Source organism: Oceanicola sp. S124 (assembly GCF_000220565.1).
Taxonomy (GTDB): domain Bacteria; phylum Pseudomonadota; class Alphaproteobacteria; order Rhodobacterales; family Rhodobacteraceae; genus Pseudooceanicola.
In genome coordinates, this window is the sequence record NZ_AFPM01000059.1 from 23,275 (window position 1) to 36,862 (window position 13,588).

The 13,588-nt window shown below is 66.9% G+C and carries 13 protein-coding genes and 1 riboswitch; of the genes, 5 read left to right on the forward strand and 8 right to left on the reverse strand.

The window, feature by feature from the left end; all coding sequences use genetic code 11:
* Positions 1-29: 29 nt before the first annotated feature.
* The 6 genes from nrdF to OS124_RS0105230 all read right to left on the reverse strand — a co-directional run bounded on the left by nrdF (position 30) and on the right by OS124_RS0105230 (position 6,544).
* Positions 30-1,004, reverse strand: coding sequence for a class 1b ribonucleoside-diphosphate reductase subunit beta (gene nrdF, locus OS124_RS0105205; protein ID WP_029375193.1), 975 nt, complete (start codon positions 1,002-1,004; stop codon positions 30-32).
* A gap of 195 nt (positions 1,005-1,199) precedes the next feature.
* Positions 1,200-3,329, reverse strand: coding sequence for a class 1b ribonucleoside-diphosphate reductase subunit alpha (nrdE, locus tag OS124_RS0105210; protein WP_029375194.1), 2,130 nt, complete (start codon positions 3,327-3,329; stop codon positions 1,200-1,202).
* Complete coding sequence (gene nrdI, locus OS124_RS0105215; RefSeq protein WP_010138314.1) at positions 3,314-3,727, reverse strand: class Ib ribonucleoside-diphosphate reductase assembly flavoprotein NrdI; 414 nt, start codon at positions 3,725-3,727, stop codon at positions 3,314-3,316. The genes nrdE and nrdI overlap by 16 nt, the downstream gene beginning before the upstream one ends.
* Before the next feature lie 6 nt (positions 3,728-3,733).
* Positions 3,734-3,958 (reverse strand): glutaredoxin-like protein NrdH, encoded by a 225-nt coding sequence (nrdH, locus tag OS124_RS0105220; RefSeq protein ID WP_010138315.1) that lies wholly within the window; start codon positions 3,956-3,958, stop codon positions 3,734-3,736.
* Between the two features lie 92 nt (positions 3,959-4,050).
* A riboswitch (cobalamin riboswitch) is annotated at positions 4,051-4,251 on the reverse strand.
* A gap of 112 nt (positions 4,252-4,363) precedes the next feature.
* Entirely contained in the window at positions 4,364-5,821 is a 1,458-nt protein-coding gene (locus OS124_RS0105225; RefSeq protein WP_010138316.1) for a sensor histidine kinase, read from the reverse strand.
* Between the two features lie 3 nt (positions 5,822-5,824).
* Entirely contained in the window at positions 5,825-6,544 is a 720-nt protein-coding gene (locus tag OS124_RS0105230; RefSeq protein WP_010138317.1) for a response regulator transcription factor, read from the reverse strand.
* Positions 6,545-6,818: 274 nt separating this feature from the next.
* Between OS124_RS0105230 and OS124_RS0105235 the strand changes: the two genes are divergently transcribed.
* The 5 genes from OS124_RS0105235 to OS124_RS0105255 all read left to right on the forward strand — a co-directional run bounded on the left by OS124_RS0105235 (position 6,819) and on the right by OS124_RS0105255 (position 12,414).
* Positions 6,819-8,063 carry an ABC transporter substrate-binding protein gene (locus OS124_RS0105235; protein WP_010138318.1) on the forward strand — a complete coding sequence of 415 codons (1,245 nt, stop codon included), beginning with the start codon at positions 6,819-6,821 and terminating at the stop codon, positions 8,061-8,063.
* A 144-nt stretch (positions 8,064-8,207) separates the two neighbouring features.
* Positions 8,208-9,080, forward strand: coding sequence for a carbohydrate ABC transporter permease (locus OS124_RS0105240; RefSeq protein WP_010138319.1), 873 nt, complete (start codon positions 8,208-8,210; stop codon positions 9,078-9,080).
* Positions 9,073-9,981, forward strand: coding sequence for a carbohydrate ABC transporter permease (locus OS124_RS0105245; protein WP_010138320.1), 909 nt, complete (start codon positions 9,073-9,075; stop codon positions 9,979-9,981). The genes OS124_RS0105240 and OS124_RS0105245 overlap by 8 nt, the downstream gene beginning before the upstream one ends.
* A 5-nt stretch (positions 9,982-9,986) precedes the next feature.
* Positions 9,987-11,084, forward strand: a complete 1,098-nt coding sequence (locus OS124_RS0105250; RefSeq protein WP_010138321.1) for an ABC transporter ATP-binding protein — start codon at positions 9,987-9,989, stop codon at positions 11,082-11,084.
* A gap of 436 nt (positions 11,085-11,520) precedes the next feature.
* The gene (locus tag OS124_RS0105255; RefSeq protein WP_010138322.1) at positions 11,521-12,414 is read left to right on the forward strand and encodes a glucokinase; all 894 of its coding nucleotides are present in this window, start codon (positions 11,521-11,523) and stop codon (positions 12,412-12,414) included.
* Here the strand turns inward: OS124_RS0105255 and OS124_RS26925 are convergent.
* On the reverse strand, positions 12,318-13,253 hold the full coding sequence (locus tag OS124_RS26925; protein ID WP_138919434.1) for a hypothetical protein: 936 nt from the start codon (positions 13,251-13,253) through the stop codon (positions 12,318-12,320). The two genes, OS124_RS0105255 and OS124_RS26925, sit on opposite strands and share 97 nt — an antisense overlap.
* On the reverse strand, positions 13,250-13,588 hold a 339-nt coding region (locus OS124_RS0105260), incomplete at its 5' end, for a LodA/GoxA family CTQ-dependent oxidase (RefSeq protein WP_237708078.1). The genes OS124_RS26925 and OS124_RS0105260, both read right to left, overlap by 4 nt.

Genomic DNA, 13,588 nt, shown 5'->3' on the forward strand with positions numbered 1-13,588 from the left:
GGACCGCCCCTGCCTGCATCCGGGCGGAATCAGAAATCCCAGTCGTCGTCCTCTGTCGCCACGGCGCGACCGATCACGTAGGACGAGCCCGAGCCCGAGAAGAAGTCGTGGTTCTCGCTGTCGGGGCTCAGCGCCGCCAGGATCGCCGGGTTCACCTCGGCGGCCTCGTCGGGGAAGAGCGCCTCGAAGCCGAGGTTCTGCAGCGCCTTGTTGGCGTTGTAGTGCAGGAAGGCCTTCACCTCTTCGGTCAGGCCGAGCGGATCGTAGAGTTCCTCGGTGTAGCGCGACTCGATCTCGTAGAGCTCGAAGAGCAGCGAGAAGGCATAGTCCTTCAGCTCGTCGCGCCGGGCCTGGGGCAGGGTCTCCATGCCGCGCTGGAACTTGTAGCCGATATAGTAGCCATGCACCGCCTCGTCGCGGATGATCAGGCGGATCAGGTCGGCGGTATTGGTCAGCTTGGCGCGGCTGGACCAGTACATGGGCAGGTAGAAGCCCGAGTAGAACATGAAGCTTTCCAGGAAGACCGATGCGATCTTGCGCTTCAGGGGATCGGCGCCGGGGGCGTAGGTTTCCAGCACCGCGCGGGCCTTGGCCTGCAGGTGCGGGTTCTCCTGCGACCAGCGGAAGGCCTCGTCGACCTCCTTGGTCGAGCAGAGCGTCGAGAAGATCGAGGAGTAGGAGCGCGCGTGTACCGCCTCCATGAAGGCGATGTTGGAGAGCACCGCCTCTTCATGCGGGGTGATGGCATCGCCCATCAGGGCCGGCGCGCCGAGGCCGTTCTGGATGGTGTCCAGCAGGGTCAGCCCGGTGAAGACGCGGATCGTCAGGGTCTGTTCCTCGGGGGTCAGCTGGCCCCAGGATTGCACGTCGTTGGACAGCGGCACCTTCTCGGGCAGCCAGAAGTTGACGGTCAGGCGGTTCCAGACCTCGAGGTCCTTTTCGTCCTCGAGCCGGTTCCAGTTGATCGCGCGCGGCACCGACCGCAGGACCTGGGCGTCTTTCATCATCTCATCCTTCCGTTTCGGCGCTAGGGTATCACGCCCGCGCCACGGGGCCATCTGGGGGAGGGGGCTCTGCCCCCGGTCTCCGTTCCGGAGACTCCCCCGGAGTGTTTTCAGCCTGCAGAATGGGCCGGGCGTGGTATTGCCCTCATTCGTTGGCCGGAAATACTCCGGGGTGCGGGGCAGGGCCCCGCGGGTTCAGAGGGTGCAGCTGACGCAGCCCTGGACTTCGGTGCCCTCCAGCGCGGTCTGGCGCAGGCGCACGTAGTAGATCGTCTTGATGCCCTTCTTCCAGGCGTAGATCTGGGCGCGGTTGATATCGCGCGTCGTCGCCTCGGCGGGGAAGAACAGCGTCAGCGAGAGGCCCTGGTCAACATGTTCCGTCGCCGCCGCATAGGTGTCGATCAGCTTCTCGGGGCCGATCTCGTAGGCGTCGCGGTAGTACTCGAGGTTCTCGTTGCTCATGTAGGCGGCCGGGTAGTAGACGCGGCCGATCTTGCCTTCCTTACGGATCTCGATCTTGGACACGATCGGGTGGATCGAGGAGGTCGAGTTGTTGATGTAGCTGATCGAGCCGGTCGGCGGCACCGCCTGCAGGTTGCGGTTGTAGAGGCCGTCGGTCATCACCGCCTCTTTCAGCGCGGCCCAGTCGGCGCGGGTCGGCAGCTGCTGGCCGAAGCGCTCGAAGAGGGCGCGGACGGTCTCGCTTTCCGGCAGCCAGTCGCGCTCGGTGTACTTGTCGAAGAAGCTGCCGTCGGCATAGGCCGAGGTCTCGAAGCCCTTGAAGCTCTGGCCGCGTTCGCGCGCCAGCGCGTTCGAGGCGCGGATGGCGTGATAGGCGACGGTGGCGAAGTAGACCGAGGTGAACTCGATCCCCTCGGGGCTGCCGTAATGGATATGCTCGCGCGCCAGGAACCCGTGCAGGTTCATCTGGCCGAGGCCGATGGCATGGCTTTCGTCATTGCCGCGACGGATCGAGGGCACCGAGTCGATCGCCGACATCTCGCTGACCGCGGTGAGCGAGCGGATCGCCGCCTCGACCGTCTGGCCGAGATCGCCGCCGTCCATCGACTTGGCGATGTTCATCGAGCCGAGGTTGCAGGAGATATCCGTGCCGAGATGATCGTAGGAGAGATCCTCGTTGAAGGTCGAGGCCTCGTTGACCTGCAGGATCTCCGAGCAGAGGTTGGACATGGTGATGCGGCCCTCGATCGGGTTCGCCTTGTTCACCGTGTCCTCGAACATGATGTAGGGATAGCCCGACTCGAACTGGATCTCGGCCAGGGTCTGGAAGAAGTCCCGCGCGTTGATCTTCTTCTTGCGGATGCGCTTGTCCTCGACCATCTCGTCGTATTTCTCGGTGACCGAGATTTCCGAGAAGGGCACGCCGTAGACCTTCTGCACGTCATGCGGCGAGAAGAGGTACATCGGCTCGTTGCGCTTGGCGAGTTCGAAGGTCACGTCCGGGATCACCACGCCGAGCGACAGGGTCTTGATGCGGATCTTCTCGTCCGCGTTCTCGCGCTTGGTGTCGAGGAAGCGCAGGATGTCGGGGTGGTGCGCGTTCAGGTAGACCGCGCCCGCGCCCTGGCGTGCGCCGAGCTGGTTGGCGTAGCTGAAGCTGTCTTCCAGCAGCTTCATGATCGGGATCACGCCCGAGGACTGGTTCTCGATCCCCTTGATGGGGGCGCCGTATTCACGGATGTTGGTCAGCATAAGGGCGACGCCGCCGCCACGCTTGGAGAGCTGCAGCGCCGAGTTGATGCCCCGCCCGATGCTTTCCATGTTGTCCTCGAGGCGCAGCAGGAAGCAGGAGATCAGCTCTCCACGGCTTTTCTTGCCGGCGTTGAGGAAGGTCGGCGTGGCGGGCTGGAAGCGGCCCGAGAGGGTTTCGGCCATGAAGGACATGGCCAGCGCCCGGTCGCCGCGCGCCAGGGTCAGCGAGACCATGACGACGCGATCCTCGTAGCGTTCGAGGTAGCGCTGCCCGTCACGGGTCTTCAGCGTGTAGGAGGTGTAGTACTTGAACGCGCCGAGGAAGGTCGGGAAGCGGAACTTGCGGGCATAGGCGGCGGCCCAGATGTCGCGCAGGAACTCCTTGGGGTAGGCGGCCAGAACCTCGGCCTCGTAGTAGCCTTCCTCGACCAGGTAGTCGAGCTTTTCGTCCAGCGAGTGGAAGAAGACGGTGTTCTGGTTGACGTGCTGCAGGAAGTACTGCCGCGCGGCCATGCGGTCGGCGTCGAAGCGGATGTTGCCCTCTGCATCGTAGAGATTCAGCATCGCGTTCAGCGCATGGTAGTCCAGATCGTCGCTCAGGCGGTCAAGCATTGGGTCCCCCAGAATGCAGCAAGCCCGTCACGGACACGGGCGATATCCCGGTCGGTGCCGGCAAGTTCGAATGAGTACAGCAACGGCACGGCGCACTTCTCGGCAATGATACGCCCGGAAAGGGCATAGGTCTCGCCGAAGTTGCGGTTGCCGGTCGCAATGACCCCGCGCAGGTGTTCGCGATGCGCGGGAACGTTGAGAAAGCGGATGACCTGCTTGGGCACGGCACCACGGCCAAGGCCGTCGGCATAGGTCGGGCAGATCAGCACGTAGTCGCGTGGCAGGTCCGGCAGCGGATCCTTCGGCGAGATCGGCAGCCGCGTCGCCTTCAACCCCGAGCGGGCGATGAAGCGGGCGGTATTGCCGCTTGCCGAAGAAAAGTAGACCAGCCCCGGCATGGCCGGTCAGCTGGCCAGCTGGCCGATCAGGTCCGGACGGAAACCCGACCAATGGGAATCGCCGGCCTCGACCACGGGGGCCTGACGGTAGCCAAGGCCGGTGACATGGGCCATGGCGTTGTCGTCTTCGGTCAGATCGACCACGTCATAGGAGATGCCCTTGGCCTCCAGCGCACGGATGGTGGCAGTGCATTGCACGCAGGCGGGTTTGGAATAGACGGTGATCTGCATCGGCATCCTCATCGGGGTCAGGTGAAGGGGCCGGGCACGGCAAGGGCAGCGGGACTTGCCCTGGATTGCGTGCCCCGAACCCTTCGTTCGTGGTCGTCGGTCTGCTTGCGGCAGGTCGGATGGCGCGCGGATCACAGATCGGCAGGCCCTTCCCGGGGCGCGTCGGCCCTGTGGGATGCCCTGCCTCACTCACCGCTGACAGTTGTGTCGGAAGGCCGGACGCAGCGCCGGACTTCCCGCCAGATGCCCCCCGGCAAGAGCCGGTACAATGAACCGTAAGCAGGCCTATTTAGTGTCGCGAGGGGGCGGGGCTGTCAATATATGGTTTTTGCAAAGTTGGGATTGACCTTTCTGCCCAAGGCGTCCGAGCCGCTGCGAAGCAGGCCGGAACGGCCCGCAACCCCCTTATCCACGGGCAATTTCCAGTCGGGCGACCAGGCCATGGGGGCCGTCGGAAAAACTCAGGCTGCCGCCATGTTCTTCGGCAACGGCCTGCACAATCGTCAGCCCCAGGCCGAAGCCCTCGCTGGTCAGTGCATTGCCGCCCCTGCGGAAGGGGCGGATCAGGGCCTCGATGTCCGAGGCGCGCAGGCCCTGACCGGCGTCGGCAACCAGAATCGCTACCCGCTCGGCCCCGATCTCCAGCGAGACCTCGGCATGGCGGCCGTATTTCAGCGCATTGTCCACGAGGTTGGTCAGCGCCCGGCCAAGGGCGACGGGGCGGGCCAGCACGACCACCGGGCCGGCAGGCGGCGCGGCCAGGGCGGCGCGACCCGTGCGGGCGCCGAACAGCGGCGCAGGCGCACGGATGCGTGCCGGCTCGGGCGGGCGCAGGGTGACCGGGCTGCCCATGTCCTGGTAGTCGGCCACCAGCGCCTCGACGAGCGACGAGAGCGACAGTTCGCGCGGCGTCTCGACCGACATCTCCGAGCGGGTATAGGTCAGCACCTGTTCGATCATCCCGGTCATGCGGTCGATGTCGCGGTCGAACTTGGCGCGCAGCCCGGGATCCTCGATCAGGGTGGCGCGCAGGCGCAGGCGGGTGGCGGGGGTGCCGAGGTCATGGCTGACGCCTGAAAGGACCTCGGCGCGGCGGGCCAGCAGGGCGCGCTCGGCTTCGAGGTGGCGGTTCACGGCGCCGACGATCAGCGCCAGCTCGGCCGGACCCTCGGCCGAGTAGCGCTCGGGCCCGCCGGCGGTGCGGCGGCGGCCGAGGGCCTGGGCGAAGCCGGCGAAGCGGGCCGCCACATCGGCGACCCGGGTCCAGATCGCGGCAAGGGCGGCGAGGGCCAGCAGCAGGGCGGGCAGGCGGTAGTCGGTGGGGGCCGCGTCGCAACCCCAGACCGGCGCACCGTCGATCCGCTGCCAGGGGCCGTCCCCGGCGCGGGCGAAGAGCACCGGGCGGCTGCAATAGGTGGCCATCAGCCGGGTCACCTGACCCAGCTTCTCGGGGCCGGTCCGTGCCGCGCCGCCGTCCAGGCTGGCCAGCTCGTAGCGCAGCCCGTCCGAGACGATGGCCAGCCGCAGCACCGGCCCGCCGAAGTCCTCGGCCGTGCCGTCGCGGATCGACACCCGGGTGACGAGGCTTGGCACCGGCACCTCGGGCAGGCGGCTGAAGTCCCCGGCATCGGCCAGCGGCTGCGCCTCCAGCGGGACCGGCGTCATCTGCAGCCCCTCGGGCGGGGTGGTGCCACGGATCAGCACGTCGTGCAGGGTGACCCCGGCGATCTCGGCCCGGGCCAGCCAGCCGTCCCAGGCGGCGCGCGAGCCGACCCAGAGCCCGGCCGCGGCGACGCCCGCGCCAAAGCCCGCCAGCATCCAGATCGCGCCCAGTTCCCGCAGGCCCAGATGAGGGCGCGCCACTGCTCAGGCCTCGCTCAGCGAGACATCGGCCGCCAGCACGTAGCCGGTGCCGCGCAGGGTCTTCAGGATCTCGGGGGCCTTCGGGTCGCTCTCGATCTTGGCACGCAGCCGGGTGACCAGCATGTCGATGGCCCGCCCCGAGGCCTCGCCCTCATCGCCGAGCGCCTCGGCGATCTCCTCGCGGCTGAGCGGGATATGGGGATTGGCCAGCAGCACCTTCAGCAACTCGGTCTCGCGCCGAGACAGCGCCACCTGGAACCCGGCGGGAGAGGTCACCTCGTCGCGCTTGCCGTCATAATGCCAGCCGGCGAAGGCGAACTGCCCGCCCGAGCGGCGGTAGACCAGCGAGGGTGTGCGCCGCGCCCGCTTCAGTACGGCCCGCACCCGCGCCAGCAGCAGCTCGGGGTTGAAGGGCTTGGCGATATAGTCGTCGGCACCGACCTCGTAGCCGGCCATCCGCTGGTGATCCGCCGAAAGGGCCGAGACCAGGATGATCGGCATCTCGTGGTCGCGCCGCAGCCGGGCGCAGATCTCGACGCCGTTCTCGTCGCCCAGCATCACGTCCAGCAGAATGAGGTCGATGCGGCCCCGCGCCAGGGCCTGCTCGATCTCGGGGCCGCAGGCGGCGGGGGTGACATGAAAGCCCGAGCGGCGCAGGAAATCCGTCAGCATCAGCCGCATTTCCTCGTCGTCGTCGACCACCAGCAGGCGTGCGATCCCCATGGATGCGTCTCTCCCTCCGTCACTTTCCCGGGGGACAAGCCTAGAGGCAGATCCCCGGCTGGGCAATCGGTGCCGGGCGGGGCGACAGAGCGGAAGCGGGGGCGGCATGGGGCCCGCATGGGGCTTCGTAACGGGGTGTAACAGGATCGGTGGAAATTTGACGGATCAAGGCTTTCGCGTCCTTCTCGGCGGTTGCCAGCCGAGGGGCGCCACCGCAAGACTGTCGCCACATCCGCGCCGGAGGAACGCGCGGAGCGATTGGGAGGACAATCCGATGAAAGCAAGATCCGTTCTGGCGGCCTCTGCCGCCGTGACCTGCCTGGCGCTGCCGGCCCTGGCCGAGCCGCAGGCAGAAGTTCTGCACTGGTGGACCTCGGGCGGCGAGGCCAAGTCCGTGGCCGTGCTGCAGGAAGAATTCGCCGAGCGCGGCGGCACCTGGACCGACATGCCCGTCGCGGGCGGTGGCGGCGATGCCGCGATGACCGCCCTGCGCGCCCGTGTCCTGTCGGGCAACGCCCCGACCGCCGTGCAGCTGAAGGGCCCGGCGATCCAGGAATGGTACGAAGAAGGCGTGCTGGCCGATATCTCGGAGGTTGCCGAAGCCCAGGGCTGGGCCGACGTGCTTCCCGACCAGCTGGCCGCCCACATGAAGTGCGACGGCTCCTGGTGTGCCGCGCCGGTGAACGTGCACCGGATCAACTGGATCTGGGGCAACAAGGAAATCCTCGATGCCAACGGCATCGAGATGCCCACCACCTGGGAAGAGTTCAACGCCGCGGCCGAGAAGCTGCAGGCTGCCGGCATCACTCCGCTGGCCCATGGCGGTCAGGCCTGGCAGGACGCCACGGTCTTCGAGACCGTCGTCCTGGGCCTCGGCGGGGCCGAGTTCTTCCAGTCGGCGCTGGTCGACCTGGACCCCGAGGCGCTTGGCTCTGACACCATGAAGGCGGTCTTCGACGAGATGCGCACCCTGCGCGGCTATGTCGATGACAACTTCTCGGGTCGCGACTGGAACCTGGCCACCGCCATGGTGATGAACGGCGAGGCCGCCTTCCAGATCATGGGCGACTGGGCCAAGGGCGAATTCCTGGCTGCCGGCAAGGTGCCGGGCGAGGACTTCACCTGCGCTCCGACCCCGGGCGAGGGCTTCCTCTACAACGTCGACAGCTTCGCCATGTTCGAGGTCGATGGCGAGGACAAGCAGGCTGGTCAGGCGCTGCTGGCCGAGCTGATCGTGGGCCCGTCGTTCCAAGAGACCTTCAACCTCAACAAGGGCTCGATCCCGGTGCGTTCGGACGTCTCGCTGGAGGCCTTCGACATGTGCGCCCACATCTCGGCCGAGGACATGGCCGCCGACAGCGAAAACGGCTCTCTGCTGCCGAGCTATGCCCATGGCATGGCCCTGCGCGGCGAACCGGCAGGTGCCATCACCGACGTGGTGACGGCGCACTTCAACTCCGAGATGTCCTCGGACGAGGCTGTCGAGATGCTGGTCAACGCCGTGGCGGCTGCCCAGTAACCCGATCCCGCTGACAGGCGCCGCCCGGGGCAACCCTCCCGGGCGGCTGCCACTTCGCGGCAGATATCCGTGCGGGCCTGACCCCTTGGCGACCCCGACCCTTCAGCGGCCCCGCCGCCCCACCTTTCGACCACCGGAACGCTCATGACCAAATGGCTTGAAACACAGGTGCCCAAGCTGGTCCTCGCGCCCAGCTTCGTGGCGATCCTGGTGTTCGTCTACGGCTTCATCGGCTGGACTGCCTGGGTCTCCCTGACCCGCTCCAAGCTGATGCCGCGCTACGACTTCGACGGCTTCGGGCAATATGCCAAGCTGTTCACTACCCCCCGCTGGGACACGGCGATCACCAACCTCGGCATCTACGGTGTGCTGTTCATCGCCATCTCGATGGCGCTCGGCCTGCTGCTGGCGATCCTGCTGGACCAGCAGATCCGCGTCGAGGGCGCTATCCGCACCATCTACCTCTACCCGATGGCACTTTCGATGATCGTCACCGGCACCGCCTGGAAATGGATCCTGAACCCCGGCCTGGGGCTGGAGGCCATGGTGCGGGGCTGGGGTTTCGAGACTTTCACCTTCAACTGGCTGGTCGATCCCAACATGGCGATCTACACCATCGTGCTGGCCGGTGTCTGGCAGGCGGCGGGCTTCGTCATGGCGCTGTTCCTGGCCGGGCTGCGCTCGGTCGACGGAGAGATCATCAAGGCCGCCCAGGTCGATGGCATCCCGCATTGGCGGATCTACACGGCGATCATCATCCCCTCGATGGCGCCGGTCTTCCTGTCGGCCTTCATCGTGCTGGCCCACCTGGCGATCAAGAGCTTCGACCTGGTCATCGCCCTGACCGGCGGCGGCCCCGGCTATGCCACCGACCTTCCCGCGACCTACATGTACGCCATGGCGTTCTCGCGCGGGAACCTCGGCCAGGCGGCAAGCTCGGCCATGGTGATGATGGCGGTCGTCTTCGCCATCGTGGTCCCCTATCTCTATTCCGAGCTGAGGGCGAAAAATGACTGACCTCGCCTATGTTTCCCCCCGCGCCGGGCGCCGCAGCACCGGGCAGCGCCTGGGCCGCATCGCCCTGCGCTGGCTGCTCTACCTGGTGCTGACGCTCTTCGCGCTGTGGTTCCTGATGCCGCTCTTCGTCATGCTGACCACCTCGCTGAAGTCGCTGGACGAGATCCGCACCGGGTCCCTGATCGCGCTGCCGCGCGAGGTCACTTTCGAGCCCTGGCTCACCGCCTGGGGATCGGCCTGCACCGGCATCCAGTGCGAAGGGCTTAAGCCCTACCTGCTGAACTCGCTGCTGATCGCCATTCCCGGTGTGGCTTTGTCGACGGCGCTTGGCGCGATCAACGGCTACGTCTTCGCGCAATGGCGCTTCCGGGGCGCGAACCTGCTGTTCTCGCTGCTGCTGTTCGGCTGCTTCATCCCCTTCCAGGTGGTGCTGCTGCCCATGGCGCGGATGCTGGGCCTGATGGGGCTGGCGGGCACGATCCCCGGCCTGATCCTGGTGCACACCGTCTATGGCATCGGCTTCACCACGCTGTTCTTCCGCAACTACTACGTCACCATCCCGCAGGAGCTGGTGCGGGCGGCCAAGATCGACGGCGCGGGCTTCTTCCGCATCTTCTGGTCGATCTTCCTGCCGCTCTCGCTGCCCATCGTGGTGGTCACGGTGATCTGGCAGTTCACCCAGATCTGGAACGACTTCCTCTTCGGCGTCTCGTTCAGCCAGGCGGGCACACAGCCGGTGACCGTGGCACTCAACAACATCGTCAACTCCACCACCGGCGTGAAGGCCTACAACGTGGACATGGCCGCTGCGATCCTCGCGGCCCTGCCCACGCTTCTGGTCTATGTCGTCGCCGGCAAGTATTTCATCCGCGGCCTCACGGCCGGCTCGGTCAAAGGATAACTCCCATGGCACCGATCCTCGACATCCGTAACCTGCGCAAGTCCTACGGCGCCACCGAGATCCTGCACGACATCAACGTGGCGATCGAACCGGGGGACTTCCTGGTCCTCGTCGGCCCCTCGGGCTGCGGCAAGTCCACGCTGCTGAACTGCATCGCCGGGCTGGAGCCGATCACCTCGGGCACCATCGACATCGCCGGGCGCGACATGACCGATGTCTCGCCCAGGGACCGCGATATCGCCATGGTGTTCCAGAGCTATGCGCTCTATCCGACGATGACCGTGGCGAAGAACATCACCTTCGGCATGAAGGTGCGCGGCGTCGACCAGGCCACGCAGGAGCAGAAGCTGTCCGAGGTGGCCGAGCTGCTGCAGATCACCCCGCTGTTGCAGCGCAAACCCGGCCAGCTGTCGGGCGGGCAGCGTCAGCGGGTCGCCATGGGACGCGCGCTGGTGCGTGACCCCGCGCTGTTCCTCTTTGACGAGCCGCTGTCGAACCTCGACGCCAAGCTGCGTGTCGAGATGCGCACCGAGATCAAGAAGCTGCACCAGACGCTGAATGCCTCGATTGTCTACGTGACCCATGACCAGATCGAGGCGATGACGCTGGCCACCAAGATCGTGGTGATGAAGGGCGGGGTGATTCAGCAGATCGGCACCCCGGCCGAGATCTACAACCAACCCGCCAACCTCTTCGTGGCCGACTTCATGGGCAGCCCGGCGATGAACCTGATCCCGGCCAAGGTGCGGCGCGACGGCAGCGCCAACCGGATCGAGATCGCCCGCGCCGGCGCCGCGCCGCTGGTGCTGGAAGACAGCCGTCCCGCCGATCTGCCCGCCGACGTGATCCTGGGCCTGCGCCCCGAGGATATCGCAGAGGCCGGTTTCCGTGCCGGGTCGAACGTGCAGGAGGCCCAGTGCCATATTGACATGGTCGAGCCGGCGGGGGCGGATACCTACGTGGTCTCGGAGCTGGGGGGCAAGCAGGTGACCGCGCGTCTCCACGCTGAGACCTCGGCCCGCGCGGGCCAGAGCATGACGCTGGCCTTCGATCTCGGCAAGGTGTCCTACTTCGCGCCCGAGAGTGGCCAGCGCCTGAATTAGGGGCTGGCGGCGGGGGGCGCGGTGACAGCTCCGTGTCGCCGGGGGTGACATTGGGAAGGTAGAGGGGGGGCTTTGCCCGCCCGTCGCTGGAGGCGACATTGGGAAGGAGGGGGGCTTTGCCCGCCCGTCGCCGGGGGCGACATCGAGAGGGTCGAGGGGGGCTTTGCCCCCCCGAGCTTCCGGCCCTCCCTCCAGAGTATTTTCAGCCGTCGAATGGATGAAAGGGACCCGCGCCTGCTGTGTGCTTGTTGCAGGGAGGGGCACGGTTGGCCTGTTCGGTAGGGGTAGTCTGTTGGCGGTGGGCCGGGACGCCTGTCCGTCGGGCGGTGGCTTGCCGGTGAGGGCAGAAAACGACACTCTTCGGGCTTCTTGTCATTGGTTTTACCGCTAACAGTGGTTATTCAACCGGCAACGGAACTTCTCTGGCGAGGGACAGATGAAACTGGTTGCTGATGTGGGCGGAACCAATGTGCGTTTCGCCCTGGCCGAGGGGCGGCAGGTGCGGGCCGAGACCATCCGGTCCTACCGCAACGACGATTTCGCCACCTTCTATGCCGCTGCCGAGGCCTACCTTGCGGCCACCGCGCACGGCGCGCTGGAGCGGATCTGCGTTGCGGTGGCGGGCCCGGTCACCGGCGATCATGCCCGGCTGACCAACCGCGACTGGTCCTTTCATATCGACAAGCTGAGCGGGATGTTCGGCGCTCCCGCGCGGCTGATCAACGACCTAGAGGCGCTTGGGTATTCCGTGCCGTCCCTCACCGAGGCGGGGCTGGAACTGGTGACCCCGGATATCCCGGCCTTTGGTGACCAGGCGCTGGTCGCGGGCATCGGCACCGGCTTCAACGTCTCTCCCGTCGTCATCCAGCCCGAGGCCCCCGTGGTGCCCAAGGCCGAGATGGGCCACGTGCAACTGGCCTGGCGCATCCATGCCGCGATCGCGGCGCGGATCGGCGCCGAGGTAGCAGCCTTCCCCACCATCGAGCATCTCTTCTCGGGACGCGGCTTCGAGAAGCTCTGGAAGCTCTCTACCGGGCGGGCCGAGAAGCCGGCCGAGCTGATGGGATCGGGCGATGCCCAGCTGACCGAATTCATCGACTTCTACGCGGGGTTGATGGCCTTCCTGGCACAGGATCTGCTGCTGGCCTTCCTGCCGGGGCAGGGGCTGCACTTTGCCGGGGGCGTGGCCCGGGCGGTGCTGCTGAACGGCGGGGCCCAGGCCTTCCGCGCCGCCTATGCCGGGCCTCTGGCGCTGGATACCGCCAGCCATGTGCCGGTGAAGATCATCCTCGACGACACGGCCGCGCTGGCCGGCTGCGCCTCGGCCTGACGGGCGCGGCGCGGGCCCGGGCGGGTTCGGTCCGCTCTTCTACCGCGAGCAGCAGTTGCTCGTCGGGTAGCGAGGGGACGGCGGCACGGGCCCTTGTCTTCAGCGCGAGCTGGGTCTGTTCGGTTCCGGAGGCGTCTCGGATCCAGTCCGCCACCTGGCCGGGCACGAAGATCGACCCCCTGGCGTCGGCGCACCCGCGCCCCGGGCACGCGGCGCACCTGCGCGGCCCGGAAGTGCCAGAAGGGGTGATCGGGCCAGCGGGTTCGGGTCTGGTCGCAGCGCCAGTGGGCGCGCAGGTAGGCCTGGTGATCCAGCATGATACTGCCGCGGTGGCCCTGCGCCAGCGCGCCCGAGCCGAAGAGGTGATCGGCGGCCACCCGCGCCGCCTGCACACCGCTGGCCACGGTAGTGGGGATCCCCGAGGAGGAGAGCGGATCGCGCCACGCGGCCGCATCCCCGCGGCGACCATCGGCAGACCGGGGGCGGCGCCACACGGCAAGCCCGAGAATGTGGGCAGCACCTGAGTGTCGGGCGCCTCCGGGCCGAGCAGTGGGCGATGTGGCGTGGCGCCACTGGGCCGCGGCGCTGGCGATCTGCCGAATATGTACCTGCGCCAGTTGCCCGAAATTGCGTTCCGTATCAACCGGATAGGAGGCATCCGCATCGCCCCGGTTCAATGCGAAGCCCAGCGTGACCCACGAGTTGATCATCGCCAGGACCGAGTCGATGCCGCGCTGGTACTCGGCGTTCTGACCCTGCGGAAGGATCGTCTGTTGATCGATATCGCTGAGGAAGGTGTCCAGAACCTGATCGCCCGGCGGGCTGGTTCCGGTGGTCACCGGAACGGACTCCGGGGTGGCCACAAGTAGACGTGGAAGGCCAGCCGCACCATGATGACCGAGCCGTCGGCCAGCTGATTGGCGTGGATACTGGTGATATTGGGCGTTTGTACCGTGCATTCGTGGAAATCCGCCATCCAGGGAATCGCCATCCGCTTGGTCAGCTCGCCGGGCTCGCAGCTGCCCTCGACGCATTCGTTGCGATCGCAGGTGAGGCCGTACTGCCGGTAGACGTCCCACATCGTGCGCTCACCTGATCGGCATCGGCCAGGCGCAGGTGCAACGGAGCCTCGTAGATCGCAGGGCTGCGCACCGACCATGTGACCTCGATACGG

What these genes read in the sequence shown, in the direction of transcription:
- nrdH (WP_010138315.1), bottom strand. Translation starts at nt 3,958, where the DNA reads ATGCAGATCACCGTCTATTCCAAACCCGCCTGCGTGCAATGCACTGCC.
- OS124_RS0105250 (WP_010138321.1), top strand. Translation starts at nt 9,987, where the DNA reads ATGGCACCGATCCTCGACATCCGTAACCTGCGCAAGTCCTACGGCGCC.
- OS124_RS0105240 (WP_010138319.1), top strand. Translation starts at nt 8,208, where the DNA reads ATGACCAAATGGCTTGAAACACAGGTGCCCAAGCTGGTCCTCGCGCCC.
- nrdF (WP_029375193.1), bottom strand. Translation starts at nt 1,004, where the DNA reads ATGAAAGACGCCCAGGTCCTGCGGTCGGTGCCGCGCGCGATCAACTGG.
- OS124_RS0105235 (WP_010138318.1), top strand. Translation starts at nt 6,819, where the DNA reads ATGAAAGCAAGATCCGTTCTGGCGGCCTCTGCCGCCGTGACCTGCCTG.
- nrdE (WP_029375194.1), bottom strand. Translation starts at nt 3,329, where the DNA reads ATGCTTGACCGCCTGAGCGACGATCTGGACTACCATGCGCTGAACGCG.
- OS124_RS0105245 (WP_010138320.1), top strand. Translation starts at nt 9,073, where the DNA reads ATGACTGACCTCGCCTATGTTTCCCCCCGCGCCGGGCGCCGCAGCACC.
- nrdI (WP_010138314.1), bottom strand. Translation starts at nt 3,727, where the DNA reads ATGCCGGGGCTGGTCTACTTTTCTTCGGCAAGCGGCAATACCGCCCGC.
- OS124_RS0105255 (WP_010138322.1), top strand. Translation starts at nt 11,521, where the DNA reads ATGAAACTGGTTGCTGATGTGGGCGGAACCAATGTGCGTTTCGCCCTG.
- OS124_RS0105230 (WP_010138317.1), bottom strand. Translation starts at nt 6,544, where the DNA reads ATGGGGATCGCACGCCTGCTGGTGGTCGACGACGACGAGGAAATGCGG.